This window comes from Streptomyces sp. TBY4 (assembly GCF_024213195.1).
Lineage (GTDB): Bacteria > Actinomycetota > Actinomycetes > Streptomycetales > Streptomycetaceae > Streptomyces.
The window spans coordinates 456,115-482,425 of record NZ_JANAVF010000003.1 but is presented as its reverse complement, the minus strand read 5'-3'; the positions used below and the strand labels follow the sequence as shown (position 1 = coordinate 482,425).

23 protein-coding genes are annotated in these 26,311 nt (G+C 72.7%); 9 read left to right on the top strand and 14 right to left on the bottom strand.

Annotated elements, in window-relative coordinates; all coding sequences use genetic code 11:
• Positions 1-62: 62 nt before the first annotated feature.
• The gene (locus NLX94_RS10175) at positions 63-2,168 is read right to left on the bottom strand and encodes a PhoX family phosphatase (RefSeq protein WP_254382296.1); all 2,106 of its coding nucleotides are present in this window, start codon (positions 2,166-2,168) and stop codon (positions 63-65) included.
• A gap of 292 nt (positions 2,169-2,460) precedes the next feature.
• Between NLX94_RS10175 and NLX94_RS10170 the strand changes: the two genes are divergently transcribed.
• Positions 2,461-3,975, top strand: a complete 1,515-nt coding sequence (locus NLX94_RS10170; RefSeq protein WP_254382295.1) for a VWA domain-containing protein — start codon at positions 2,461-2,463, stop codon at positions 3,973-3,975.
• A 22-nt stretch (positions 3,976-3,997) separates the two neighbouring features.
• On the opposite strand, the gene NLX94_RS10165 is transcribed toward NLX94_RS10170, so the two are convergent.
• The gene (locus NLX94_RS10165) at positions 3,998-5,332 is read right to left on the bottom strand and encodes an MFS transporter (protein ID WP_254382294.1); all 1,335 of its coding nucleotides are present in this window, start codon (positions 5,330-5,332) and stop codon (positions 3,998-4,000) included.
• 85 nt (positions 5,333-5,417) lie between these two features.
• On the opposite strand from NLX94_RS10165, the gene NLX94_RS10160 reads away from it, so the two are divergent.
• A complete protein-coding gene (locus tag NLX94_RS10160; protein WP_254382293.1) occupies positions 5,418-6,272 on the top strand; it encodes a DUF5937 family protein in 855 nt (284 codons plus the stop codon).
• Between the two features lie 92 nt (positions 6,273-6,364).
• Here the strand turns inward: NLX94_RS10160 and aspS are convergent, their stop codons facing one another.
• Positions 6,365-8,170: an aspartate--tRNA ligase gene (gene aspS / locus NLX94_RS10155; RefSeq protein ID WP_254382292.1), complete on the bottom strand. Its 1,806-nt coding sequence runs from the start codon at positions 8,168-8,170 to the stop codon at positions 6,365-6,367.
• 185 nt (positions 8,171-8,355) lie between these two features.
• Between aspS and NLX94_RS10150 the strand changes: the two genes are divergently transcribed.
• A complete protein-coding gene (locus NLX94_RS10150) occupies positions 8,356-10,551 on the top strand; it encodes a SpoIIE family protein phosphatase (RefSeq protein ID WP_254382291.1) in 2,196 nt (731 codons plus the stop codon).
• Positions 10,552-10,603: 52 nt separating this feature from the next.
• Complete coding sequence (locus tag NLX94_RS10145; protein ID WP_254382290.1) at positions 10,604-11,647, top strand: AI-2E family transporter; 1,044 nt, start codon at positions 10,604-10,606, stop codon at positions 11,645-11,647.
• Positions 11,648-11,650: 3 nt separating this feature from the next.
• Here NLX94_RS10145 and NLX94_RS10140 read toward each other — a convergent pair whose 3' ends face one another.
• From NLX94_RS10140 to NLX94_RS10120, 5 genes are all read right to left on the bottom strand, one after another.
• Entirely contained in the window at positions 11,651-13,339 is a 1,689-nt protein-coding gene (locus tag NLX94_RS10140) for an FUSC family protein (RefSeq protein ID WP_254382289.1), read from the bottom strand.
• Positions 13,339-14,397, bottom strand: a complete 1,059-nt coding sequence (gene trpS, locus NLX94_RS10135; RefSeq protein ID WP_254382288.1) for a tryptophan--tRNA ligase — start codon at positions 14,395-14,397, stop codon at positions 13,339-13,341. The genes NLX94_RS10140 and trpS overlap by 1 nt, the downstream gene beginning before the upstream one ends.
• Positions 14,398-14,472: 75 nt before the next feature.
• Positions 14,473-15,720 (bottom strand): PTS transporter subunit EIIC, encoded by a 1,248-nt coding sequence (locus tag NLX94_RS10130; protein ID WP_254382287.1) that lies wholly within the window; start codon positions 15,718-15,720, stop codon positions 14,473-14,475.
• 194 nt (positions 15,721-15,914) lie between these two features.
• Complete coding sequence (locus NLX94_RS10125; protein WP_254382286.1) at positions 15,915-16,664, bottom strand: GntR family transcriptional regulator; 750 nt, start codon at positions 16,662-16,664, stop codon at positions 15,915-15,917.
• Positions 16,665-16,747: 83 nt separating this feature from the next.
• Positions 16,748-17,353, bottom strand: coding sequence for a TetR/AcrR family transcriptional regulator (locus NLX94_RS10120; protein ID WP_254382285.1), 606 nt, complete (start codon positions 17,351-17,353; stop codon positions 16,748-16,750).
• Positions 17,354-17,473: 120 nt separating this feature from the next.
• Here NLX94_RS10120 and NLX94_RS10115 point away from each other — a divergent pair, with 120 nt between their 5' ends.
• Positions 17,474-18,370 carry an NAD(P)-dependent oxidoreductase gene (locus NLX94_RS10115; RefSeq protein ID WP_254382284.1) on the top strand — a complete coding sequence of 299 codons (897 nt, stop codon included), beginning with the start codon at positions 17,474-17,476 and terminating at the stop codon, positions 18,368-18,370.
• Positions 18,371-18,407: 37 nt separating this feature from the next.
• A complete protein-coding gene (locus NLX94_RS10110; protein ID WP_254382283.1) occupies positions 18,408-18,974 on the top strand; it encodes an NIPSNAP family protein in 567 nt (188 codons plus the stop codon).
• A gap of 29 nt (positions 18,975-19,003) precedes the next feature.
• Here the strand turns inward: NLX94_RS10110 and NLX94_RS10105 are convergent, their stop codons facing one another.
• From NLX94_RS10105 to NLX94_RS10095, 3 genes are all read right to left on the bottom strand, one after another.
• On the bottom strand, positions 19,004-20,005 hold the full coding sequence (locus NLX94_RS10105) for a pirin family protein (RefSeq protein WP_254382282.1): 1,002 nt from the start codon (positions 20,003-20,005) through the stop codon (positions 19,004-19,006).
• Between the two features lie 147 nt (positions 20,006-20,152).
• Positions 20,153-20,302, bottom strand: coding sequence for a hypothetical protein (locus tag NLX94_RS10100; protein ID WP_254382281.1), 150 nt, complete (start codon positions 20,300-20,302; stop codon positions 20,153-20,155).
• Positions 20,303-20,355: 53 nt separating this feature from the next.
• Positions 20,356-20,709 carry a peptidase inhibitor family I36 protein gene (locus NLX94_RS10095; protein WP_254382280.1) on the bottom strand — a complete coding sequence of 118 codons (354 nt, stop codon included), beginning with the start codon at positions 20,707-20,709 and terminating at the stop codon, positions 20,356-20,358.
• Positions 20,710-20,907: 198 nt separating this feature from the next.
• On the opposite strand from NLX94_RS10095, the gene NLX94_RS10090 reads away from it, so the two are divergent.
• Positions 20,908-21,342: a hypothetical protein gene (locus tag NLX94_RS10090; RefSeq protein ID WP_254382279.1), complete on the top strand. Its 435-nt coding sequence runs from the start codon at positions 20,908-20,910 to the stop codon at positions 21,340-21,342.
• Positions 21,343-21,346: 4 nt separating this feature from the next.
• Here NLX94_RS10090 and NLX94_RS10085 read toward each other — a convergent pair whose 3' ends face one another.
• The 3 genes from NLX94_RS10085 to NLX94_RS10075 form a co-directional block, all read right to left on the bottom strand.
• A complete protein-coding gene (locus NLX94_RS10085; RefSeq protein WP_254382278.1) occupies positions 21,347-22,306 on the bottom strand; it encodes a helix-turn-helix transcriptional regulator in 960 nt (319 codons plus the stop codon).
• Between the two features lie 29 nt (positions 22,307-22,335).
• A complete protein-coding gene (locus NLX94_RS10080; RefSeq protein ID WP_254382277.1) occupies positions 22,336-22,800 on the bottom strand; it encodes an SseB family protein in 465 nt (154 codons plus the stop codon).
• Positions 22,801-22,951: 151 nt separating this feature from the next.
• Positions 22,952-23,380, bottom strand: a complete 429-nt coding sequence (locus tag NLX94_RS10075; RefSeq protein ID WP_254382276.1) for a helix-turn-helix domain-containing protein — start codon at positions 23,378-23,380, stop codon at positions 22,952-22,954.
• A 103-nt stretch (positions 23,381-23,483) separates the two neighbouring features.
• Here NLX94_RS10075 and NLX94_RS10070 point away from each other — a divergent pair, with 103 nt between their 5' ends.
• Both NLX94_RS10070 and NLX94_RS10065 read left to right on the top strand, forming a co-directional pair.
• Positions 23,484-24,197, top strand: a complete 714-nt coding sequence (locus NLX94_RS10070) for an NADPH-dependent F420 reductase (RefSeq protein WP_254382275.1) — start codon at positions 23,484-23,486, stop codon at positions 24,195-24,197.
• Between the two features lie 94 nt (positions 24,198-24,291).
• Positions 24,292-26,118: an acyl-CoA dehydrogenase gene (locus NLX94_RS10065; protein ID WP_254382274.1), complete on the top strand. Its 1,827-nt coding sequence runs from the start codon at positions 24,292-24,294 to the stop codon at positions 26,116-26,118.
• Positions 26,119-26,311 lie beyond the last annotated feature (193 nt).

Below are 26,311 nucleotides of genomic sequence, written 5' to 3'. Positions count from 1 at the left end.
GGGCGCAGCCGTTGTTTCACGTGAAACAACGGCTGCGACCGCACGGTTCAACTCACCTCGGCTCAGACGCCGATGTTCTTGCCGTCCTTGCGCCAGACCGAGACGACCGACGGGCGGACGATCTTGCCCGGGCCGTCGGGCCACACCGACTGCGGGTTCTCGACGGACGCGCCGTCGATCTCGCCCGGGTGCTGCACGGCGACCAGGACGCGCTTGTCCTGGATGATCGGGCCGCAGGTCTCGGCACCGCGCGGGACGGTCAGGAACTGCTTCAGCTCACCGCGGCGCTCACCGGCGGTCGCGACACCGAACAGGCCGTCGTGCGAGCCGAGCTGGTTGCCGTCCGTGGAGATCCACAGGTTGCCGTGCGGGTCGAAGGCCACGTTGTCCGGGCAGGAGATCGGGCTGACCTTGTCCTTCGGGAAGCCCGCGAAGTAGGTGGCCGGGTCGTTCGGGTCACCCGCGACCAGGAAGAGGCGCCAGGCAAAGCCGTCGCCGGCCGGGTCGTCGAAGTTCTCGGCGAGCTCCAGGATCTGGCCGTGCTTGTTCAGGTTGCGCGGGTTGGCCTCGGTCGCCCCCTCCGCCTTGCCGGGCTTGCCGCGGTCCGTGTTGTTCGTCAGCGCGATGTAGACGCGGCCGGTGCGCGGGGACGGCTCGACGTCCTCGGGACGGTCCATCTTGGTCGCGCCGACCTTGTCCGCGGCCAGGCGGGTGAAGACGGACACCTCTTCGGCGCTCAGGCCCTCGACGTGCGAGACGTTCCCGGAGGGGGAGGCGGTGAGGAGCTTGATCCAGACACCGGAACCGTCGAACTCGCCGTCGGAGGGGAGCTTGCCGGAGCCGTCGATCTCGGCGGCCGGGGAGTCGCCGGTGAGCTTGGCGACGTAGAGGGTGCCCTCGTCGAGCAGCGTGAGGTTGTGCTCCTTCGCCGCGCGCGAGTTGCCCTTCTTCATCTGCTTCGACGAGACGAACTTGTAGAAGTAGTCGAAGCGCTCGTCGTCGCCCATGTAGACGACCGGGCGGCCGTCCTCGGTCAGGCGGGGCTGCGCGGCCTCGTGCTTGAAGCGGCCGAGCGCGGTGCGCTTGCGCGGGACGGAGTTCACGTCGTACGGGTCCAGCTCGACGACCCAGCCGTGGCGGTGGGACTCGTTGGGCTCCTGCGCGACGTCGAAGCGCTTGTCGAACCGCTCCCACTTGCGCTCGGTGGCGCCGGCGGTCACGCCGTAGCGCTTCAGCCGGGCGGCGGCGGTCGGCTCGGTGACCAGGCCGGCGTTGCCGAAGTACTGGTTGAAGTTCTCCTCGCCGTGGAGGGTGGTGCCCCACGGGGTGGTGCCGCCGGCGCAGTTGTTGAGGGTGCCGAGCACCTTGGTGCCGGTGGCGTCGACCGAGGTCTTCACGAGGTCGGAGCCGGCGGCCGGACCGGTCAGCTTGAACTCGCTGGTGGCGGTCAGGCGGCGGTTGAGGCGGTGGCGGCTGACGGCGGTCAGCTTGCCGCTGCGGTGGTCCTCCTGGACCACGACCACGGACAGGCCGTGCGCGGCCCAGGCGATCTCGACCTGCTCGCGGGTCGGGTTGGCCGCGTCGTACGCCTTGAACATGAGCTGCTCGTCCGTGTACTCGTGGTTGGCCACGAGCAGCTGCTGGCGCTCGTAGTCGCCGCCGAGCGGGAGCAGGCTCAGGAAGTCGTTGTTGTAGCCGAACTGACCGGCCTGGGCGGCGGCGGTCTGCTTGTCCGGGTTGAAGCCGGGGGCGCCCTTGATGATCGGGTCGCCCCAGCGGATGACCACGTTCTGCTCGTGGCCCTCGGGGACCGTGACCTGGTCGGCGGTGTTCGGCGCGACGGGCTTGAAGCGCAGGCCGCGGGCACCCTGGGCGTTGACACCGGCGGCGCCGGCGCTCTGCGCCTCGAGGGCGGGCTCGGCGGAGGCGGGAGCGCCGTTGCCGCTCAGCGTGAGGGCGGTACCGGCGGCCGAGGCGACCGTGACGACCGCGGCGGAGCGGAGCATCGCGCGGCGCGAGTAGGCGCGGGCTATGACGTCGCCGGCGTACTCGTTGTCGCTGGTGTTCGGCACCTCGTGGAAGCAGGCGTCGCCGCAGCGGTAGCGGCAGGTGAGAGCGGAACGGCCGCCCCCGTGAGATGAGCCGATGAGCGGCAGGAGCTTGCGCACGAGTGTCCTCCGTTGATGCACGGTCCCCGACAACGTGTCGGAACAATCCGTCGGTGACGCTATGGGCGGGTTGCGCCGAAGCGGCGGACGGTGGATGAACGGCCGGTGAATCCGGCACGTCGGGGCGGCAGTTCGGGGGCGGAACGGGTGTGTTTGAGCAGTGGGCGCCACGAAAGGTGCCCCTCCCGAAGTTCCAGCCAAGGGGCCGATAACCTTACGTGTCCACTCTGGGCAGGGATCTACCGCGCAGCACGGACAAATGACGCACGCACTCATGCGAAAGGCCTGGCCCATGGGTATTCGGAGCTTGTTGCGCAAGGTGTTCGGACGGACCTCTGAACCGGTTTCGGAGACGACCGGCGCCCCTTCGGCGGCCCTCCCGAGCCAGACCGAACGCACCCCCCTGGACGCCGCGGCCGAACTGGTCGCCGCCTCCTTCGACAACCCGACCGTTCCCCCGCAGTCCACCCCCCGGGACCTCGAACCGGGCACCGTCCTCACCGCCCCGGCCCCGGCCCCCGCCCCGGACCCCACGGTCCCGGAAGCCCGCCGCTCGTCCACGGGTGGCCCGTCGTCGACCCCTGCGACCCCGCCCCCGGCCGAGCCCGTCACCGCGGAAGCGGAACCGGCCGCCGAGCCCGAGGCCATCGCCACTCCGGCCGTCGAAGCCGAGGCGGAGGCCGAGCCGATCGCCGCCGAGCCCGAGGCCGAACCGGCCCTGGCCGCAGCCCCGGAGGCGGAGCCCGCCGCGACCGAAGCCGAGGTCACCACGGAGGCAGAGCCCGCCGCAGCCGAGGCGGAGGTCGTCACCGAGGCGGAGCCCGCCCCGGCCGAGGCCGAGGTCACCACGGAGGCGGAGCCCGCCCCGGCCGAAGCCGAGGTCACCACGGAGGCGGAGCCCGTCGCGGCCGAGGCCGAGGTCACCACCGAGGCCGAGCCCGAGCCGCAGGCCGCCGTCGAGGTCGAGCCCGATCCGCAGGCCGCCGTCGAGGTCGAGCCCGAGCCGCAGGCCGTCGTAGGGGCCGAGCCCGAGCTCGTGTCCGCCGACGCCGACGCACCGCAGCCGCAGCCGCAGGCCCAGGACACCGAGGCGGAGCCCGAGGCGGCCGAGGCCGAACTCCTCCCCGCCGACGCCGCCCCCGAAGGCGGCCCCGCGCACACCCTCGCCACCGTCAAGCGGCAGGCACCCGCGATCGCAGCCCCGTACAAGGCCGCCGGACAGGCGCTCCGTACCAAGGGCAGGGCCGGCGCCCGCGCCACCGTGTTCCTGGTGCTCGACCGGTCGGGCTCGATGCGCCCGTTCTACAAGGACGGCAGCGTCCAGCACCTCGCGGACCACGCCCTCGCCCTCGCCGCGCACCTCGACGAGGACGCCACCGTCCACACGGTCTTCTTCTCCACGGACGTGGACGGCACCGCCGACCTCACCCTCGACGGCCACGACGGGGCCTGGGTCGAGACCCGCCACGCCGAGCTCGGCCGGATGGGCCGCACCAGCTACCACGTCGCCGTCGAGGCCGTCGTGGAGCGCTACCAGAAGGACGGCGGCGAGGGCCCGGCCCTGGTCGTGTTCCAGACGGACGGCGCGCCCGACAACGTCCGCCCCGCCCGCCAGGCGATCGCCGACGCCGCCACCGCGGCCCCCGGCATCCACTGGCAGTTCGTCGCCTTCGGCGACCACGACGCCAAGGCCTTCGACTTCCTGCGCAAGCTGGATGCCGACAACGCCGGCTTCTTCCACGCCGGCCCCGCACCGGCCGAACTGACCTCGGCGGCCCTCCTCAAGGGCCTGCTGGAGAAGTTCTAGGCGGACCCGGTCCGGCTGTCGTTCACCCCAGGGGCGAGCGACAAGCCGGACCCTCCTCGGCCGGCAGGACCCGGCGCGGGAGTTCCCGCATGCTCCGCAGCGGTGACAGGAGCAGGGGCAGTACGGCGGCCAGCTCGCCCAGGGCTCCGATCCACAGGGCCGGCCGGGCGCCCAGGTGCTGTCCCAGGACCGCACCGGCCAGCGCTCCGACGGGCATGACGCCCCACACGACGAAGCGGAACGTCGCCGTCATGCGCCCGAGCATCGGCTCCGGGCAGAGCTGCTGGCGGAACGAGACCGACGTGATCTTGAAGGTCATGAACGCGGTCCAGCCCAGGCCCTGTAGGGCCACGGCCAGAGCCAGCCGCCCGTCGCTCTGGAAGCACGGGACGGCCGCCAGCCAGAGCACCCCACTGGTGACCACGGCCGCGCACATGGCCGGTCCCTGCCCCAGTCGGCGGGCGATCCGGGTGGTGAGGAGACTGCCGAGGAACCCGCCGGCCGCCTCGGCCGTGAAGACGAGGCCGCACAGCAACGGGGACAGCCCGAGCTCGCCCGCGAGCAGCACGAGCAGCATCGCGGCGCCCATCGTCCCGAAGAGGTTGGAGACCGCGGAGCCGAGGGTGAGGGCCCGCAGCAGCCGGTTGCCGAGGACGAAGCGGAGCCCTTCGGCGATGTCGGCCCACAGGCTCCGGGCCGTACCGCGCACGGCATCACCCGGAACTCCGCCACCATCCGGCACGACGGCACCCGGTACGGCGTCGGGGCGGCGGATGCGGGCCAGGAGCGCCGCCGAGGCGAGGTAGCTGGCGGCGTCCAGGACGAGCGCGACGGGAGCGGTCAGCACCCCGACCAGTGCCCCGCCCGCACCGGGCCCCGCCGCCTGGGTCAGGGTCCGGCCGGCCTCGATCCTGACGTTGGCCTCCACCAGCCGGTGCGGTTCGACGAGCCGGGGCAGCTGGCTCTGCGCGGCCACGTCGAAGAAGACGGTGCACACGGACAGACCGAAGGCCACTGCGTACAGCTGGACCAGGGACAGCACGTCCAGCCAGGCCGCGGCCGGGACTGAGCCGAGGAGCGCGGCGCGCCCCAGGTCTCCGGCGATCATCACCCGGCGTCCGCGGGTCCGGTCCACCAGGGCGCCGGCGGGCAGTCCGAGCAGCAGGAAGCCGAGGTACTCGAAGGCCACGAGCAGGCCGGCCTGGAAGGCATCGGCGTGCAGGGTGCTGATGGCGACCAGCGGCAGCGCGAGGAGCGTGACGGCGGTGCCGGCCTGGCTGACGGCATCGGCCGTCCAGAGCCTGCGAAAGTCGGGGTCGCGGAAGAGTCCGGTGTCGGCCGGACGGGAGGCGGTCATGGGCGGGAGCATCGCCAGCCCCGGGCCGGTCCGGCCAATGTTTTAGTCTGGCCGAAATGCTCAGGCGGCCGGAGGGCGTACGGGGATGGGCGCGGTGCGGTTCGGGGTCGGTGACCTGGCCCAGCTGAGGTTTGCGGTGTCGCCGCTGTGGGAGACCGTCGCGAGCCTGCGGGCGGCGGCGGATCCCGGCCGCCACGCCGTCCATCTCCCCTGGATCAAGCAGGCGTTGACCGTCCGGGAGGACCACGGGGAACTGCTCGCCCGGCTGGCCGGCTTCGTACCGCCCGCCCCGCGGTGCCCGCTGTCCGAGATCGAGGAGGAGCTCTCGGCGCGACCCGGTCCTGCCGGGGCCCCCGACGCGGTCCTGGCGTGGTGGCGGGCGGCCGTACGACCGCACTGGCCGCGGATCCGCGCGGTCCTGGAGGCGGACATCGCCTACCGGACCCGGCAGTTGGCCGAGGACGGCATCCAGGAGGTGCTCGCCCGCCTGCACCCGGAGGTGCGCTGGACCGGCGACCGACTGGTGTCGCAGGGGCTCCCGGCCGGCGAGGCGCGCCTGGACGGGACCGGGATCACTCTGGTGCCGAGTGCGTTCGCGGCCCGCTGCCGGCTGCTGGAGGGCAGCGGCGGGACGCCGCCGTCCCTGGTCTACCCGGCGCGCGGCGTGGGCACGCTGTGGGAGCGGCACTGCGGTCCGGGAGAGGGTCTGGCCCGGCTGCTCGGCCGCAGCAGGGCGGGACTGCTCGCCCGGACCAGCTCGCCGGCCACCACCACGCAGCTGGCCGTGCGCACCGGTTTGAGTCCGGGCGCCGTGTCGCAGCACCTCGCGGTGCTGCGGGACGCGGGCCTGGTGACGGGTCACCGCTACGGCCGCGAGGTGAACTACAGGGCCACCGACATGGGTCTGGCGCTGCTGGGAGACGGGGACGGCAGAGCCTGAGCCCCACCGGGCCCCACCGGGCCCCACCGGGCAACGCCGAAGGGCGGGGCTCCGTACGGAACCCCGCCCTTCGTCACACCGCCCGCACCGGCTTACTGGTGGGGCTTCACGGCCTTGTCGACCGGCTCGCCGGTCTTCGTCTCGACCGGCTTGCGCAGCGCGATGTTCAGCTCGCGCAGGCGGGACTCCTCCAGGATGGTGGGCGCGCCCATCATCAGGTCCTGCGCGTTGCCGTTGAGCGGGAAGGCGATGGTCTCGCGGATGTTCGGCTCGTCGGCGAGCAGCATCACGATGCGGTCCACGCCCGGGGCGATGCCACCGTGCGGCGGGGCGCCGAGGCGGAAGGCCCGCAGCATGCCCGCGAACTCGCGCTCGACGGTCTCCGCCTCGTAACCGGCGATCTCGAAGGCCTTCAGCATGACCTCGGGCTCGTGGTTGCGGATGGCGCCGGAGGACAGCTCGATGCCGTTGCAGACGATGTCGTACTGCCAGGCCAGGATGTCGAGCGGGTCCTTCTCCTCCAGGTCCTTCATGCCGCCCTGCGGCATGGAGAACGGGTTGTGGGAGAAGTCGATCTTGCCGGTCTCCTCGTCCGCCTCGAACATCGGGAAGTCGACGATCCAGCAGAAGCGGAAGACGTCCTCCTCGAACTGCCCGGCGCGCTTGGAGGCCTCGACGCGGACGCCCGCCATGATCTTGGAGACCTCGTCGAACTCGCCCGCGCCGAAGAACACGGCGTGACCGGCGGCCAGGCCGAGGCGCTCGGTGAGGACCTTGACGTTCTCCTCGGTGAGGAACTTGGCGATCGGGCCGGTCAGGCCGCCGTCCTCGCCCACGCGGACCCAGGCCAGGCCCTTGGCGCCCAGCGAGATCGCGTACTCGCCGAGGCCGTCGAAGAACTTGCGCGGCTGGGCGGCGGTGTCCGGGACGGCCAGGGCGCGCACGTGCTTGCCGGCGAACGCCTTGAACTCCGAGCCCTCGAACACGTCGGTGATGTCGACGAGCTCCAGCTTGGAACGCAGGTCGGGCTTGTCGTTGCCGTACTTCATCATCGACTCGCGGAAGGGGATCCGCGGGAACGGCGAGGTGACCGGGCGGCCCTTGCCGAACTCGGTGAAGATCTCCGTCATCAGCCGCTCGATGGGCTGGAAGACGTCCTCCTGCTCGACGAAGGACATCTCGACGTCGAGCTGGTAGAACTCGCCCGGCGAACGGTCGGCGCGGGCGTCCTCGTCGCGGAAGCAGGGCGCGATCTGGAAGTACCGGTCGAAGCCGGAGATCATCAGCAGCTGCTTGAACTGCTGCGGCGCCTGCGGGAGCGCGTAGAACTTGCCCGGGTTCAGACGGGACGGGACGACGAAGTCACGGGCGCCCTCGGGGGAGGTCGCGGTGAGGATCGGGGTCGCCATCTCGTTGAAGCCGAGGGCCACCATCTTGGAGCGGATGGAGGCGATGACGGCCGAGCGCAGCATGATGTTGCGGTGCATGCGCTCGCGGCGCAGGTCGAGGAAGCGGTACTCCAGACGGCGCTCCTCGTTCACCCCGTCGTCCGTGTTGATGGTGAAGGGCAGCGGGGCGGCGGCGCCGAGCACCTCGACCGAGCTGACCTCGACCTCGATGTCGCCGGTGGCGAGCTCGGGGTTGACGTTGTCCGCGCCGCGGGAGACGACCTTGCCGTCGATGCGGACGACGGTCTCCTTGGTGACGCTGCTGAGCGCCTCGTTCGCGGCGGTGCCGGGACGGGCGACGAGCTGCGTGATGCCGTAGTGGTCACGCAGATCGATGAAGAGGATGCCGCCCAGGTCTCGACGATTGTGCAGCCAGCCGCTCAGCCGGACGTCGGAGGCGACGTCGGAGGCTCGGAGCTCGCCGCACGTGTGGGACCTGTACCGATGCATCAGTCATCCAGTTCTACGTGATACCAGGGTGGATTCAACCGTCCCAAGGTTACCGTCCGGGGCGGGAGCACGTGCGGGCCCGCTCACCCGGGGTGGTGAGCGGGGTCGGGACCGGGGTCGGAACCGGCGTCGCGACCGGGGTGGTGAACAGGCACGTCAGGCGGATGACCTGTAAAGATGACCAGGTGCGCACAGAGGACGTCCTGGCCGCCATCGCGACCGGTTTGTGGCGATGGGACAACGCCTCCGGGACGGTCACCCTCGACAGCGAGGCCGCCCGGCTGCTCGGGCTGCCCGCCGAGCCCGTCGCGCTGTCCGAGGTCGCCGTGCGCTCGCGCTTCCATCCGGTGGACTGGAACGAGATCAACGGCATCGTGAACCTCGCGGTCGCCGAGGGCACCCTCGCCGAGGCCCGGCTGCGGATCATGGACGAGGACGGGCGCGTGCTGCGCACCGTGCGCAGCCGCTCGAAGCCGCTGGAGAACCGCACCGCGGACGGCCGCCTCGACTACGAGCTGATCGGCACGATCCAGGAGATAGCCGAGGCCCAGCCCGGCACCACGGCCACGCACACCCCGATCACCGGCGACTGGCGCCGCTCCCGCGAGGCGTTCCTCCTCGACGCCGGCCGGGCGCTGGCCGAGGCCCGCTCCACCGCCGAGGTCCTGCGGGTGGCGGCCTCGCTGTCGATGCCCGGGTTCATCCCCGACGGGCTGGCCGTGTTCGGCGTGTCCGGGGACCGGCTGTCGATCATCGGGCACCACGGGCACGACCCCGGGGACGAGGGCCCCTTCGCGGACATGCCGCTGCTGACCGACTACCCGGCCGCGGAGGTGGTCCGCAGCGGGCGGGCCATCTACCTCCCGAGCCCGGAGGACTACAAACGGCGCTTTCCGGCCACCTGGCCGCTCGCCCAGCGCTTCGGCAGGATCTCCTGGGCCTTCCTGCCGCTGATCGTCGCGGGGCGCACCATGGGCGCCTGGATGGCCGCCTTCAAGCACCCGGTGTCCTTCTCCCCCGACGAGCGCTCCGTCCTGACGACGGTGGCCCGGATGCTCGCGCAGGCCCTCCAGCGCGCCGGAGTGGCCGAATCCGAGCGGGAGCTCACCACGGGCCTCCAGCGGTCGATGATGCCGCAGCTCGGCCCCGAGATCCCCGGGATGACCCTCGCCGCGCGCTACGTGCCGACCGGCGGCGGGCTCCAGGTCGGCGGCGACTGGTACGACATGATCCCGCTGCCGTCGGGACGGTTCGCGCTGGTCATCGGCGATGTCCAGGGGCACGACGTCCGCGCGGCCGGCCTCATGGGCCAGCTCCGGATCGCGGTCCGCGCGTACGCCTCCGAGGGCCACCGGCCCGACGCGGTGCTCTCCCGCGCCTCCCGCTTCCTGGCGGGCCTGTGCTCGGAGCAGGACACCGGCTCGGGCCCCGGCAAGGGCGACGGCGGCGAGGCGGACTCCGATTTCCGGAGCCCGCGCTTCGCGACCTGCCTGTACGTGGAGTGCGATCCGCAGACCGGCCTGCTGGAGGTGGCCCGCGCCGGGCACCCCGACCCGGCGGTGCGGATGGCCGACGGCACGGTCCTGATGCGCCCCACGGCGGGCGGGCTGCCGCTCGGCATCGTGCCGGACACCGACTACCCGACGACCCGGTTCACCCTGGAACCCGGCGAGACGATGATGCTCTGCACCGACGGGCTCATCGAGACGGGCGGCCACGACCTCGACACCGGCTGGGCCCGGCTGCGGGCCATCCTGGAGTCGCACGGCCCCGACCCCGCCGACCCGGAGCCCCGCCACCTGGAACGCCTGGCCGACCTGCTGGTCCAGGCGGTGCACGGCCCGTCCTCGCACCACACCACCGGCCCGCTGGCCGACCGGCGCGAGGACGACATCGCCGTCGTCCTGCTCTGCCGCGAGGGCGAGGGCTGCGGCTGCGAGACCCCGCTGCTGCACCCGGCCCGGCCGGCCCGGCGCACCATGACGACCGTCGCCCAGGCCGAGCCGGAACGGGTCGCGGGCGTGCGCCAGCAGATCCGGGAGCTGCTGCACGACTGGGCGGACCCGGAGCAGGTGGACTCGGCGGTGCTGATGGTCTCCGAGATGCTGACGAACGTACTGGTCCACACGGACGGGGACGCGCTGCTGATCGCCGAGGCGGTCGGCGAGCTCGGCTCGCGCCGGCTGCGCGTGGAGGTGGCGGACGCCTCCGACGAGCTGCCGCACAAGCGGCACCCGGGAGAGATGGCGTCGAGCGGGCGGGGCGTCCTGCTGCTGGAGATGCTCGCGGACGACTGGGGCGTCGACCCGCGCGGCGAGGGCAAGTCCACGTGGTTCGTGCTCCGCGAGCAGTCCAAGCCCGCTGCGGCGGAGACTGGCTGAGGGACCGGCGGGGCGCAGCCGGGGAGGGCTCTCCGGAGTGTTTGTATGAACCGTGCCGACAACTCCCCTGCTGCCCGAGCCCGTACGCCGACTCGCCGCCTGGTGCGTCGTCGTCCTCCTCGCCACCGCCGTGCTCGCGCTCGTCGTCTGGCTCTGCACCGTCTTCCGTACGGTGGTCACTCCCGTGCTGCTCGCCGTGCTCGGCACGGCCCTGCTCGGGCCGATGCACAAGCGGCTGATCCGCATGAAGGTCAACCGCTCGCTCGCCGCGGCCCTCACCTGCCTCACGGTGGCCGCCGTGGTCGGCGGGGCCGGCTACATCGTGGTCCTCGCGCTCATCGAGACCGGCGACCAGATCATCGACTCCCTGCGGAAGGCCGGCACGGACCTCGCGGAGCACTTCGGGGCGCTCGGCACCTCCCTGGAGGACGTGGCCAAGAACTCCAAGGACCTGCTGGCCAAGTTCGGCGGTACGGCCGCCTCGGGCGTGGTCACCGGGCTCAGCGTGGTCGCGACGATGATGGCGACGGCCCTGCTGGCCATGGTGCTGATCTTCTTCTTCCTCCGCGACTCCGACCGGGCCGTGGGCACCCTGCGCTCGATGGTGCCGAGCCGCTCGGGCGACCTGATGGAGGCGATGGGGCGGCGCGCGTACGAGGCCGTCGAGGGCTTCATGCGCGGGACCACCTTCGTGGCGCTGGTCGACGCGATCCTCATCGGGGCGGGTCTGCTGATCCTGCAGGTCCCGGGCGCCGTGGGGCTGGCCGCCCTGGTGTTCGTGACCGCCTACATCCCCTACCTCGGGGCCTTCCTCTCCGGCGCCGTGGCGGTCCTCGTCGCCCTCGCCGACCGCGGCTGGGTGATCGGCCTGTGGGCGCTGGGCGTGGTGCTGGCGGTCCAGATGATCGAGGGGTACATCCTCCAGCCCATGGTGCAGAGCCGCACGGTGCAGATGCATCCGGCGGTGGTGATGCTCTCGATCACGGCCGGGGCGAGCGTCGCCGGCATCCTCGGGATGCTGCTGGCGGTACCGCTGACCGCGGCCTTCTTCGGGGTGGTCTCGGAGCTGAAGTCCCGGTACGCGGCGCAGGCCTGAGCCTCAGTCGTCCGAACCCCGCTCCCCCCTGACCCCGGCCATGGCCGCCTCCGCCCGGGCCAGCTCCTCCCACCACCCCGGCAGGGCCGCGCGGTGCCGGGGGTCGGTGCGCAGCCGCTCCAGTTCGGCCCGTACGGCGGCCAGTTCGCGGTGGATGCGGCGGCGGGCGTGGTCCACGACGGGGTCCGCGTGCCGCGCGTACTCCGCGATGGCCTCGTGCAGCCCGGCCAGCCGGTGCGGGATCCGGGCGCGGGTGTCCTCGGGCCAGAGCAGGTGGCCGAGGGCGAAGGCCAGCGCACAGCCGATCAGCGTGTCGAGCAGCCGGGCCTCCGCCGCGGCCGGTCCCGCCCGGCCGAGGGGGTCGGCGAGCAGCAGCATCACCGGGGTCAGGAGGAGGGTCTGCACCGCGTACGTGCGGCGGCCGTACGCCTGGAGCAGCCCGGTCAGCACGACCAGGGCGGCGATCCACCACCAGCCCGGGGCCAGCAGGGCCCCGGCGGCGAGCCCGATCAGGACCCCGGCGGTCGTCCCGAGGGCGCGCGGCACGAGCCGGCCCGGTACGGTCCCCAGCCCCGGCCGCACGACGAGCGCGACGGTCAGCACCAGCCAGCCGGAGCGCGGCAGACCGCTGAACGAGGCGACCGCCTGCGCGGCGGCCATGCACCCCGCCAGCCGCAGGGCCTGGCCGCGGGCCGCCGGATCGCGCAGCCTCCCGGCGAGCGCGGCCCCGAACCGCCGCCCGGGCGGCGCGGGCACCGGCACCCGGCGGAGCGTGCCGCCCGCCTCGGGGTACGGCGCGGCCAGCTCGGCCACGGCTGCGAACAGGCCCCGGTCGCCCGGGTCCACCGGGGCCGGGGGCGGCGGCACCGGCTGCGGTTCCACACCTGCCTCGACGGCGGCGGCGACCCCGCGCACCGCGCCGGCGCAGGCCGCACGGGCGGCCGGCACCTCGGCGCGGGCGGGCGGCACGGCGGCGATGACGCCGACCAGCCGGTCCAGGCACTCGGCCAGGCGGGCCGCGGAGCTGCCCGGTCGGGGGGCCGAGAGGCGGCGGGCGAGCACCGCGTCGTGGGCGGCGTCCATGGCTGCGGTCACCGCGCGGCGGCGCTCCGCCCGGGTCCCGTCGGTGGCTTCGAGGAGCCGCGCCACGGCCCGTACCGCCCCGGCGACGGCCCGCCGTTCCGCGCGGCCGGGCCGCAGCAGTGCGCCACCGACCGACAGGAACATCAGCGGGAGCCCACCGAGCAGGAACAGCAGCGGCACCTGCCACCAGGGCGGCCCGGTGGGCAGCCCGAGCCCCATGGCGGTGGCCAGGAGCAGCACCAGGCCGGCCATGTCGCTGACCCGGCCGATGCTCGACAGCAGTCCGGAGACCAGCGCGACCACGGCCACCAGCAGGATCTGCGCCCAGGCCTGACCCTCGGTCGCCCGGCCCAGCGCGAGCCCGATCGCGCCGCCGAGCTGGGGCAGGAGCAGGGTGAGGGCGCGGGTGCGCCAGGGCGCGGAGCCGTCGTCGACGGCCGCCCCGTAGGCGCCGAGGCCCGCCGCCGCTCCGAGGTCGGGGCGTCCGGCCAGCTGGCCCAGGGCCAGCGGGACCAGCATGCCCACGGCTCCCCGTACGACCAGGGCCCGGTCCACCGGCACCGCCCGCACCCGGAGGGTGTGCCGCAGCCACTCCGGGACCCGCTCCATCAGTACGAAGTCCCCATCGCGGCGCGGACCTCCTCCAGGGTGGCCTCGGCGACGGCGCCCGCGCGCTCGTTGCCGCGCCGCAGGACCTCCCGTACGTGGCCCCGGTCGGCCGCCAGCTCCGTACGGCGGGCCCGCAGCGGCGCCAGGTGCTCGTTGACGGCTTCGGTGACGGCCTTCTTCAGCTGGGCCGCGCCGCCGTCGCCGATCTCCTCCGCGACCGCCTCCGGTGTGCGGTCCTGGCACAGCGCGGCGAGCAGCACCAGGCTGGACACCTCGGGGCGGCCGGCCGGGTCGTAGGTGATGCGGCGGACCGCGTCGGTCTTGGCGCCCTTCAGCAGCCGGGCCGTCTCGTCGGCGGTGGCCGACAGGGTGATGGCGTTGCCCCGGGACTTGCTCATCTTGGTGCCGTCCGTGCCGAGCAGCAGCGGTGCGGCGGACAGCAGGGCCTCGGGCTCGGGGAAGACCGGCCCGGCGGCCCCGTAGCGCTCGTTGAAGCGGCGGGCGATGGTGCGGGTGACCTCCAGGTGCGGGAGCTGGTCCTGTCCCACGGGCACCACGCCGGCCTTGCAGAACAGGATGTCGGCGGCCTGGTGCACCGGATAGGTGAACATCAGCCCGCTCACCGAGGCCTGCCGGGAGTGCGCGATCTCGTCCTTGACGGTGGGGTTGCGGCGCAGTTCCGCCACCGACACCAGGGAGAGGAAGGGCAGCAGGAGCTGGTTGAGGGCGGGCAGCGCGCTGTGGGCGAAGATCGTGGAGCGTTCGGGGTCGATCCCGGCGGCGAGGTAGTCGAGGACGAGCTCCTCGACGTGCTCGCCGAGGCGGTCGGCGACGTCCCGGTCGGTGAGGACCTGGTAGTCGGCCACGATCACAAAGGTGTCCACGCCCAGGTCCTGGAGCCGTACCCGGCCCTGCAGGGTCCCGAAGTAGTGCCCCAGGTGCAGCCGTCCGGTCGGCCGGTCCCCGGTCAGCACCCGGAACCGCCCCGGATCGGCGGCGATCCGCTCCTCCAGCTCGGCGCTGCGGCGACGCGCCGCCGACAGGTCGTACGTGCTCACGGGCTTCTCCTGTTCTCTGCTGCCCCCCTGATCATGTTCCCCACGCACCGGCCGCGGGCCGGGACCGACGGCGTGTCAGGCCGTCGTGGCGTCGCTCTCCTCGTCGGGTTCGCGGCCGGGGGTCGGCAGGTCGAACTTGGTGATCACGAAGCGGAAGACGACGTAGTAGACGGCGGCGAAGCACAGGCCGATCGGAATGACCAGGAAGGGCTTGGTCGCGAGCTTCCAGTTCAGGAGGTAGTCGATCAGGCCCGCCGAGAAGCCGAATCCGTAGTGCACGCCCAGGCCCCAGGTGAGGGCCATCGACAGGCCGGTCAGGACCGCGTGCACCGCGTAGAGGGCGGGGGCCAGGAACATGAAGGTGAACTCGATCGGCTCCGTGACACCGGTGATCAGCGCGGTGAGCGCGAGCGAGACCATCATGCCCGTCACCGCCTTGCGGCGGTTCGGCCTGGCGCAGTGGGCGATGGCGAGCGCGGCGGCCGGCAGGCCGAACATCATGATCGGGAAGAACCCGGACATGAACTGGCCGGCGGTCGGGTCGCCGGCGAAGAAGCGGGGGATCTCGCCGTGCACGACCGAGCCGTCGAGCTTGGTGAAGGAGCCGACCTGCTGCTGGAAGAACGTGTTGAGGAACTGGTGCATGCCGACGGGTATCAGGCCGCGGTTGAAGACGCCGTAGAGGCCGGAGCCCACCGAGCCCAGACCGATCAGCCATTCGCTGAACGAGCCCAGCGCGCTGCCCACCGGGCCCCAGGCCAGGCCGAAGACCACGCCGAAGCAGGTGCCGCCGAAGGCCATCAGGATCGGGACGAGACGGCGGCCGTTGAAGAAGCCGAGCCAGTCGACCAGCTGGGTCCGGTGGAAGCGCTGCCAGACCATCGCGCTGACCAGGCCGATGATGATGCCGCCCAGCACGCCCGGGTCCTGGGGCGTGCCCTTGGGCAGCGCCTCCGTGACGGAGCCGTCGACGGGGAAGGCGGTGAGCACGTTCTTGTAGACGAGGAAGCCGACGAGCGCGGCGAGCGCGGTCGAGCCGTCGGCCTTCTTCGCGTAGCCGATGGCCACGCCCACGCAGAAGAGCAGCGGCAGGTTGGCGAAGACGCCGTTGCCGGCGGTGGCGAAGACGTCGGCGACCTTGCCCCAGTGCAGACCCTCCTTGCCGAAGACGTCATCCTGGCCGAGCCGCAGCAGGATCGCGGCGGCGGGCAGCACGGCGACGGGCAGCTGGAGGCTGCGGCCGACCTTCTGCATGCCCTGCATCAGCCCGGCGCCCCGCTTCTTCGCGGGCGGGGCCGTGGTCGCCGCCTTGGTCGTACTCATCGCCGGTTCCTCCTGAATGCACGGTCGGCCCGCTCAGACCAGATGCAGACCAGATATTTCAGGTATAGCCGACAAAAAAGGGCAGTTGCTTACACAACTGCCACAAAGAGACGATCGGCGGCGGGATGCACGACGAAGGACCCGGCGGAGGCTCGGGCCGAGAGTCCCGGTCCGGGAGGGGCTCCCGGCCGTCGTCAGCCGAGGGTGAGCCGCACCTCGTAGCGGTCGGCCCGGTACGTCTCCCGGCTGTCGGCGCACGGGAGCCCGGCGGAGTCGAGCGACAGCCGCCGCGTGTTCAGCACGGGCGAGGGCCCGGTCAGGTCGAGCAGCCGCTTCTGCTCGGCGTCGGCGAGGGCCGCGCGGGCGGTGTACCGGGCGCCGACGGGTACGTGGCCGGCGGCGGCCAGCAGCCCGAAGAGGGACGCGGTGGTGAAGTCCGCCCCCGCGACGGCCGGAGCCACGGCGAGCGGGACCAGGTCGTGCGAGACGCACACCGGCAGCCCGTCGAGGAACCGCACCCGGCGCAGCTCGAACAGCTCCGCCCGGGTGGCGACCTGGAGCCGCTCGGCCTCCTCGGAGGAGGCCGGGCGGGTACGGGCGCCCAGCACGCGGGCCGTGACCGCCCGGCCCAGGCTCCGGTTCAGGTCCGCGAAGCCGACCAGGGCCGCCGTGTCCGGGGAGTGGCTGAAGCCGACCCGCTTCACCCGCCAGCCGCGCCGCTCGGAGGACTCCACGAGCCCCTCCTCGCCGAGCTCCTTGAGGGTGCGGCGCAGGGTGGAGCGGCTGATGCCGAGCTGCTCGCACAGGTACCGCTCGGAGGGCAGCCGCTGCTCCGGCGCGAGGGCACCGGCCGCGATGGCGTGCGCCAGGGCCTGCTTGGCCAGGACGTACGGCGGCTGCGCCCCATTGGGCGCCACGGGGTGGAACTCGGGCTCTACGGGCATGACTGACTCCCACTCTGCCGCTCCGGGCGAACCCCCGCGAGGGGCCGAAGGGCCCTTTGGCCCCTCGGAAGCGCCGAGACGGCCTAGGGGGCGGGCGGGGCGTACGAGGAGATGAGGCGGGCGAGGTGGTGGCCCGCCAGGAGGAGGGGGGTGGGGGTGCGGGTGACCTGGGAGGTCATCTCGGCGCCCTCCAGGGTGTTGATCACGGTGACGGCCAGATCGCGGGCCTCCGCCTCTGGGTGGCCGCAGGCCAGGAGCTTCGCGGCGACCAGCTCCTGCCAGTTCGCGAAGGCCAGGGCGCAGGCCGCCTGGAGTTCCGGCAGGCGGCCGACCGTCTCCAGCGCGGTGGCCGTCACCGGGCAGCCGTCGAGCCAGTCGGATTCCTCCAGCGCCTCCGCGAGCATCTCCGCGACGGCCTCCACGGCACGCGCCGGGTCCGGGTGGGCGGACAGGCCCGTGCGGAGCATCTCGGCGAACTCCTCGTCGCCGAAGTGGATCGCGGCGACCGCGAGCTCCTGCTTGCCCCCGGGGAAGAAGTGGTAGAGCGAGCCGAGGGTGGCCTCCGCCTCGCGGACCAGCTGCTTGACGGGCGTGTTCTCGTACCCGCCGCGCTGGAGCAGGCGCGAGGCCGTGCGGACCAGCCGCTCCCGCGTCCCGAGTCCACCCGCTGTTTTCACCGCTGTCGCCATGGAGGGCACTCTACTCCGCACTATAGATAGAGCGTTCGTTCTAGAACCGTGCTACGTTCGCCTCGATCGCTAGATAGAGCGTTCGTTCTAGTTCTGCACCGAACCGAGGAGAGCTCTGCCATGACCGAGATTTCGACCACCGCCGTCACCGTCATCGGCCTCGGGCCCATGGGCCGGGCCATGGCCGCCGCCTACCTGGACGCCGGGTACGAGGTCACCGTCTGGAACCGCAGCCCCGGCAAGGACACCGAGCTCGTGGCACGCGGCGCACGGCGGGCCGGCAGCGCCGCCGGGGCGGTCGCGGCGAGCGGGCTCACCGTGCTCAGCCTCATCGACGTGGACGCCATGTACCCCACCCTCGGCGACGCCGACCTCCGCGGCCGGGTGCTGGCCAACCTGTCCTCCGACGTGCCCGAGAAGGCCCGGGCCGCCGCCCGCTGGGCGCAGGAGCGCGGGGCCTCGTACCTCACGGGCGGGGTCAACGTCCCGCCCGGCGGCATCGGGCAGGAGGGCTCGTCCGCCTTCATCAGCGGACCGGAGCAGGTCTACAAGGAGCACCGCGCGGCGCTCGACGTGCTCGCCGCCACCGACTACCGGGGCGCCGACGCCGGGTACGCGCAGCTCTACTACCAGCTCAACATGATCATGTTCTGGACCGCCTACACGGGCTGGTACCAGGCGGTGGCCGTCGCGAAGGCCAACGGTCTGACGGCCGCGGACATCGTGCCGTACGCCGGCTACACGGCCGACACCCTGCGCGGCTTCTACGAGGGCGGCGCCCCGCTGATCGACGCGGACGCGCACGAAGGCACGTACGAGCGGCTCGCCATGTGCGCGGCGAGCGTGGAGCACATCCTGCACACCGCCGCCGACTCCGGTGTGGACACCGGGATCCTGGCGGCGCACGCCGATCTGTACCGCCGCGGAGTCGCCGCGGGCTTCGGCGCCGACAGCAGCTCGCGGCTGATCCAGCTGCTGCAGGCCGGCGCGTCCGGTCCCGCCGGCGATGTCCACTGACGGGAGGTGTCAGGGGAGCGCTCCTAGCCTGCGGCGCATGAGCATCGTCGAACTGCGGCAGTACACCCTGCACCCGGGGACCCGGGACACCCTGATCGAGCTGTTCGAGCGCGCGTTCGTGACCGGCCAGGAGGCGGTGGGGATCACCGTCGGGGGCCGGTTCCGCGACCTGGACGATCCGGACCGGTTCGTCTGGCTGCGCGCGTTCCCCGACATGGCGCACCGGCGGCGTGCGCTGGAGGCCTTCTACACCGGTCCGGTCTGGCGGGAGCACCGCGACGCGGCCAACGCCACCATGATCGACAGCGATGACGTACTGCTGCTGCGCGGCCCCGGCTTCACGCCGGCGCCGGGGACGCGCGAGGTGGTGGCGACCGTCTGCCGTCCCGCCGACGCGACCGCCTTCGACGCGTACGCCGCCCGCCACCTGGGACCGGGCCACGCACTGCACCGCACCGAGCACGCCGAGAACGACTTCCCCCGCCTGCCCGTCCGGACCGGGGAGGACGTCCGGGTCTGGTTCGGCCGGGCCGGGGCCGGTGCCGCTGCCGAACCGGCACCCTGGCCGGCCCGGCGGCTGCGGCTCGCACCCGTGAGGGCGTAGCGCCGCCCCGGGTCCGCTCCCCCGGCCTCCTACTCGCTGTCGGCCTCGCCCGTGCCGCGGTGGCCGAGGCCGGTCCGCTGCGTGGTGGGGATCCGGCCCAGCCGCCCGGCCTGGAAGTCGTCGAACGCCTGCTGCAGCTCGTGCTTGCTGTTCATCACGAACGGCCCGTAGTGCGCCATCGGCTCCCGGATCGGCCGCCCGCCGAGCAGGACGATCTCCAGCGCGGGGGCGTTGGCGTCCTGGCCCTGGTCGGCCCGCAGGGTCAGCGAGCCGCCCTCGCCGAAGACCGCGGTCTGCCCGGTGTGGACGGGCCGCCGGTCCTCGCCGACCGAGCCGCGCCCGGCCAGTACGTAGGCCAGCGCGTTGAAGTCCTCGCGCCACGGGAGGGTGATCTGCGCGCCGGGTGCGACCGTCGCGTGGATCATCGTGATCGGGGTGTGGGTGATGCCGGGGCCCTGGTGGCCGTCCAGCTCGCCGGCGATCACGCGGAGCAGGGCGCCGCCGTCCGGGGTGGAGAGCAACTGGACCTGGCCGCCGCCGATGTCCTGGTAGCGCGGGGGCATCATCTTGTCGGAGGCCGGGAGGTTCACCCACAGCTGGAGGCCGTGGAAGAGCCCGCCGGACACCACGAGCGACTCCGGCGGCGCCTCGATGTGCAGCAGGCCGCTGCCCGCCGTCATCCACTGGGTGTCGCCGCCGTTGATGATTCCGCCGCCGCCGTTGCTGTCCTGGTGGACGAAGGTTCCGTCGATCAGGTAGGTGACGGTCTCGAAGCCGCGGTGGGGGTGCCAGGGGGTGCCCTTGGGCTCGCCCGGGGCGTACTCCACCTCGCCCATCTGGTCCATCATGATGAACGGGTCGAGGTACTGGTAGTTGATCCCGGCGAACGCACGGCGTACCGGGAACCCCTCGCCCTCGAAGCCACCCGGGGCGGTCGTGACGGCCAGCACCTTGCGGGCGGTCGTCGTCTCCGGCGCGGGCTCCGCGACGCGCGGGAGCGTCAACGGGTTCTCCACAGTCACTGCAGGCATGGTCGGAACCTCCTTCTGGCGTCGAGTTTAGTTGAAACCCGAACTTTCTGCCACCCGACAGAACGGAGAAGACCCCGGGGGAATTCCCCCGGGGTCTCAGGTTCACCCGATCGCGCGCCCGTCGCGCGTGCCGTCAGCCTTCAGTCGTCAGTCGCAGGAGGGGTGGAACCGGCACCAGTGCGCCGGCGCCGCCTCGGCCGGAGCCGCGGCGAGCACGCCCACCCCCATGGCCAGGGCCACCGTGGCCAGGACGGCGGCCGCCTTCGCGCGGAGCCGCGTACGCGTGGTTCGGGTCATTGGTGTCTCCTCTACGCCGCTTCGTGCGGGCATCGAGCGGGAAGTGCCGGCGACTAGCAAGGGTCGATGGAGGCGACCGGGCCCCAGTTGACGGCGGGGTTCTGGGAGTAGGCACCGGCGGTGTAGAGACTGCCGCCGCCGACCATGCCGAACCGCGCACGCGTGCCCGCGGTCTGGTTGTTGATCCACGAGCCGGTCCCGTACCACGGCATGGCCCGGACGTCGTTGCACTGCCAGGTCATGATGGGCGTACCGCCGAAGTTGGGCTCCGGATAGGCGCAGAAGTACTCGTACGGGCAGGCCACGGCCGCCTCGGCCGGGGACGCCGCCAGGACCCCCGTACCCAGCGCCATCACCCCCGTTGCCGCCACTGCCGCGAGCTTCGTGCGTAACGACGTACGTGTCATTGCAGTCTCCCTGTCGGTCGGAGCGGGTTTTCCCCCCGCAGCACCGATGTTCGGGACTCGCCGCCGTCGCCGCGATCCTTTCGGGCAGCGCCGAAACCTGCGGTCCGGGGTCCGGGACAACCGGGGGCCCCGGACGGGCGTCCTCATGATCGATACGCACGGAGACCGGCGTACGCCGCACACGACAGGAGCCCGACAGTGACCACCCCGACGAACGAGGCCGACGGCCCGCAGCCCGGCGCGGAGGCGGACACCGACCACGGGAACTTACGGGCCGCACTCGCCGCACTGGGCTGGTCCGCGGCCGTCACGGCCGCGGTCGTGGCCCTCGGGTACGCCTCCTACCGGTGGGCGGCCACCGTCAGCCCGCTGCAACCGCTTCCCGGTTCGCCCTGGCCCTACCTCGCCACCTGGGGCGCCCTCTGCCTGGCCTGCTGCCTGCTGCTGCGCTGGTCGACGGGGTTCAAGGGCGTGGAGGGCTCCTCCCACGCCGTCGGCGCGCTGGCCTTCGCGGGCATCCGCATCTCGCTGGCCCACCGCCCCGACCTCGCCCTCCTGTGGACGTACGGCGCCCTCGCCGTCGCGCTGGCCGCCGTGGCGGCAGCCTTCTCGCGGCGCCGCCACCGCTCCTGAAGGGTCAGCCGCCGCTGTGGAGGAGGTCCACGCCGAGCGCGGTCGCGGAGTGCAGGACCGCCTTGCCGTCCCGGGCCGTGGTGATCAGGCCCGCCGCGCGCAGGGTGCGGGTGTGCTCCGAGACCGACGGGAGGCTGATGTCGAGGTCGCGGGCCAGCTCGGAGGTGGTCCGCTGCTCGATCAGCAGCTGGAGCACGGCCGCCCGGGTCCGCCCCAGCAGCGCGTCGAGCGCGCCCTCCGCCCGGTCCGGGGAGACCAGGGGCAGGGGGGTCAGCGCCGGGTAGAGGAGTACGTAGGTCCCGTCCGGGGTGTCGTCCAGCAGCGGGCGGCCCGTCCAGAACGGCGAGGGCATCAGCACCAGCCCCCGCCCGCCGAGCCGGACCTCGTAGTCCGGCGGCCGGCCCACCTCGAAGACGAGTCCCGACCAGTCGGCGGCCTGGTGGGTGCTGGCCAGGCAGGCCTTGATCCCGTGCGCGGCCAGCAGCCGGGTCCGCCAGGCCACGTCCGCCTGGAAGGACTGCCGGATCCGCGGCCAGTGCGGGGCGATGAGCACGTCGTACGCGGACCGGATCGCGGAGTCGAGCTGGTCCCAGGCCTCCCGGTCCTGCCCCCACAGGGCGCGCAGCCAGGCCGGGGACCCGGGCGCGCGGGTCGCGGCGCGGGCCAGTCCCTCCGGGGTCAGGAAGGAGACCCGGTCCCGGATGACGGTGAGGCCCTCCTCCAGGCTCCGCGCGTACGGCTCCACGAAGTGGGGGTTGTCGCCGTCGGGGCGCAGGAGGTCGAAAAGCGGCCGCACCCGCCCCGGCAGCTCCCGCGCGGCCAGGCTCCGCCAACGGCCGAAAACCGCCTGCTGGTCGGTGCGCTGTGCCGCGACGAGCGCGAGGGCCAGCTCCACGAGGGGCAGCGGCTCGCTCGCGAAGGTGACGTTGAGCAGATCCTCGGCCTCGAAGTGGATGCGCAGCATGTCAGCCCCCCGGCGTCGGCTTCGGCCTCTCAGCCGTACATGCGGCGCATGGCGAAGTCGACCATCTGCTCGACCGCCTTCGCGTCGAACACCATCCGGTGGTCGCCCTCCATGTCGAGGACGAAGCCGTAGCCGGTGGGCAGCAGGTCGATCACCTCGGCGCCGGTGATCACGAAGTACTTGGACTCCTTGCCGGCGTACCGGCGCAGCTCCTTGAGCGTGGTGAACATCGGGATGACCGGCTGCTGCGTGTTGTGCAGCGCGAGGAATCCCGGGGTGTCGCCGCGCGGGCAGTAGACCTTCGAGGAGGCGAAGATCTGCTGGAAGTCCTCGGCGGACAGCGACCCGGTCGTGAAGGCGCGCACCGCGTCCGCGAGGGAGGGCGGCGAGGGCTCGGGGTACAGCGGCTGCTGAGGCTGCTGCTGCGCGTAGCCCTGCTGGGGCTGGGCGTAGCCCTGCTGCCCCGCGCTCACGTTCTGGTCATAGCCGTACATGGCCCGAAGCCTACCGAGGCGGCGGCCCGCGGGTGCGTCGAGTTCCGGTCAGCGGGACGCCCGCCCTCCGGCGGAGCCGGCCACGGCGGTGCCCCGCCGGGCTGGTGAGCTCCGCTCAGCGGACTTCCGCGATCCTCGGCTGCGGCTTCGATCACGGAGCAAGACCGTCCGGGCCGAGCTCGCGCTGCCGTAGGCGGGCTTCGTGCCGGTCCTGCGCGTCGAGCACGTCGTCCGCGTACTCCGCGGCCCAGGCCCCCATCGCCCGCATCGGCACGAGCAGGGCCGTACCGGCCGCGGTCAGGGCGTAGTCCACCCGCGGCGGGGCCTCGGCGTACGCCCGGCGCTCCACGAGGCCGTTGCGCTCCAGCCGCCGCAGCGCCTCGTTCAGCGCCTTCGGGCTGATCCCGCCGATCCGTGCGACCAGCGCCCTCGGCCGCATCGGCCGGCCCGCCGCGCCGAGCGTGAAGACCACGACGCTGTCCCAGCGGTTCGCCAGCACCTCGAAGGCGACGCGCGCCCGGCAGTCCGCCGTGTACGTGAGATCCGGCAGGCCCGCGGCCGGGTCGGGCAGCTTCTCCATGCGCCCCATCCTGCCCCCGCCGATGGACACCGGTCGGTGTGCATCGGCCTCCGTAGCTTCGGCCACCGGAAACGACCACAGGAAACGGAAAGAGGTGGCGGCGATGCGGATCGGCGTACTGGGAACGGGAGCCATGGCGGAAGCCCTCGGCGGGGCCTGGGTGCGGGCCGGCCACGAGGTGTTCGTCGGCGGGCGCGACGAGGCGGCGGCCGAAGACCTGGCCCGGCGGATCGGGGCGGCCGGGCACGGGAGCCCGGCGCGGGCGGCGGCGTACGGGGAGCTCGCGCTGCTCGCCGTACCGGCCGGGGCGGCCGCACCCCTGGCGGCGGAGCACGCGGCGGCGCTGGCCGGGCGGACGGTGGTGGACTGCACGAACCCGCTGGCTCCGGGGCCGGGCGGGGTGATGCTGACCACCGGCGGCGGGCCGAGCACGGCCGCCCTCGTCCAGGCGGCGGCGCCCGGGGCGCACGTGGTGAAGGCCTTCAACCTGGCCCACGCGAGCGTGTGGGGGCTGCCGGTCGCCGCATTCGGGGAGAGCGCGCCCGCAGTGCCGTACTGCGCCGACGACCCGGCGGCGGCCGCGCGCGTCGCGGAGCTGGTCACCGGGATGGGCTGGACCCCGATGCCGGCCGGAGGGCTGGACCGGGCCGGGTACGTGGAGGCCACGGCCGCCTTCGTGATCGGCGTGTGGTGGGCGGGCGGCTCGCCCCGGCTGGCCTTCCCGGAACCGGTGGACCGGGAACGGGCCCTCGCGCACGGCCCCGCCGACGACGGCCGGCCGGGAGGACCGAGAGAGGCGTCACAGTCCCTGCGGTAGGGGTTGCGGTTTATTACCGGCGGGTAGCATCATTACGTTACCGATTGGTATGCACGAGGAACCACTCTCACCGAGCCTTAACGGAGCCGTCGCCATGGGGCACTACAAGTCGAATCTCCGCGACATCGAGTTCAACCTCTTCGAGGTGCTCGGGCGCGACAACGTGTACGGCACCGGCCCGTTCGGTGAGATGGACACCGAGACCGCGAAGACCATCCTCAGCGAGATAGCCAAGCTCTCCGAGAACGAGCTGGCCGCCTCCTTCGAGGACGCGGACCGCAACCCGCCGGTCTTCGACCCCACGACGAACACCGCCCCCGTCCCGGCGTCCTTCAAGAAGAGCTACAAGGCCTTCATGGACTCCGAGTACTGGCGCCTGGGCCTGCCCGAGGAGATCGGCGGCACCACCTCGCCCCGCTCCCTGATCTGGGCCTTCGCCGAGACGATCCTGGGCGCGAACCCGGCCGTGTGGATGTACTCCTCCGGCCCGGCGTTCGCCGGCGTCCTCTTCGAGGAGGGCAACGAGGTCCAGAAGAAGATCGCCGCGCTCGCCGTCGAGAAGCGCTGGGGCTCCACCATGGTCCTCACCGAGCCGGACGCCGGCTCGGACGTCGGCGCCGGCCGCACCAAGGCGGTCCAGCAGGACGACGGCTCCTGGCACATCGAGGGCGTGAAGCGCTTCATCACCTCGGGCGAGCACGACATGGAGGAGAACATCCTCCACTACGTCCTCGCGCGCCCCGAGGGCCACGGCCCGGGCACGAAGGGCCTCTCCCTCTTCCTGGTCCCGAAGTTCCACTTCGACTGGGAGACCGGCGAGCTGGGCGAGCGCAACGGCGTCTACGCGACCAACGTCGAGCACAAGATGGGCCTCAAGGCCTCCAACACGTGCGAGATGACCTTCGGCGACCAGCACCCCGCCAAGGGCTGGCTGATCGGTGACAAGCACGACGGCATCCGCCAGATGTTCATGATCATCGAGTTCGCCCGGATGATGGTCGGCACGAAGGCCATCGCCACCCTGTCCACCGGCTACCTGAACGCGCTCGAGTACGCCAAGGAGCGCGTGCAGGGCCCGGACCTGGCCGAGTTCATGGACAAGGCGGCCCCCAAGGTCACCATCACGCACCACCCCGACGTGCGCCGCTCGCTCATGACGCAGAAGGCGTACGCCGAGGGCATGCGCGCCCTGGTCCTGTACACCGCCTCGATCCAGGACGAGATCCAGCTGAAGCAGGCCGCCGGCGAGGACACCGCGTCCCTGGTCGGGCTGAACGACCTGCTCCTGCCGATCGTGAAGGGCTACGGCTCCGAGAAGTCCTACGAGCAGCTCGCGCAGTCGCTCCAGACCTTCGGCGGCTCCGGCTACCTGCAGGAATACCCGATCGAGCAGTACATCCGCGACGCCAAGATCGACACCCTCTACGAGGGCACCACGGCCATCCAGGGCCAGGACTTCTTCTTCCGGAAGATCGTCCGCGACCAGGGCGCCTCCCTCAACGTCCTCTCCGAGACGATGAAGAAGTTCCTGGCCGAGGGCCCCGGCGGCGAGGACCTCGCCCCGGCCCGCGACGCGCTCGCCAAGGCGGCCGTCGACCTGGAGGCCATCGTCGGCCAGATGATCGTGGACCTCACCGCCACCGGCGAGGACGTCAAGAACATCTACAAGGTCGGCCAGAACACCACCCGCCTGCTGATGGCCTCCGGTGACGTGGTCGTCGGCTACCTGCTCCTCAAGGGCGCGGCCGTGGCCGCCGAGAAGCTGCCGACCGCCTCCGCCAAGGACGTGCCGTTCTACACCGGCAAGATCGCGGCGGCGAAGTTCTTCGCCTCCCAGATCCTGCCCGGCGTCTCGGTGGCCCGCGCGCTCGCCGAGTCCGTCGACAACACCCTGATGGAGCTCGACGAGGCCGCGTTCTAGCCTCACGGGTCCCTCCAACCCCCCCATCTGTACGCGGTGTACGTACACACAGACGGCCGGGCCCTCCCGCACGGGGGCCCGGCCGTCGGCGTGCGCTCGGGCTCGCGCGGCGGGGGCGGCGTCGGCGGCCACGGCCCGGACCGGAGCCGGAGCCGGGACCGGCGACCGGAGCCCGGCCGGGCGCGGAACCCCG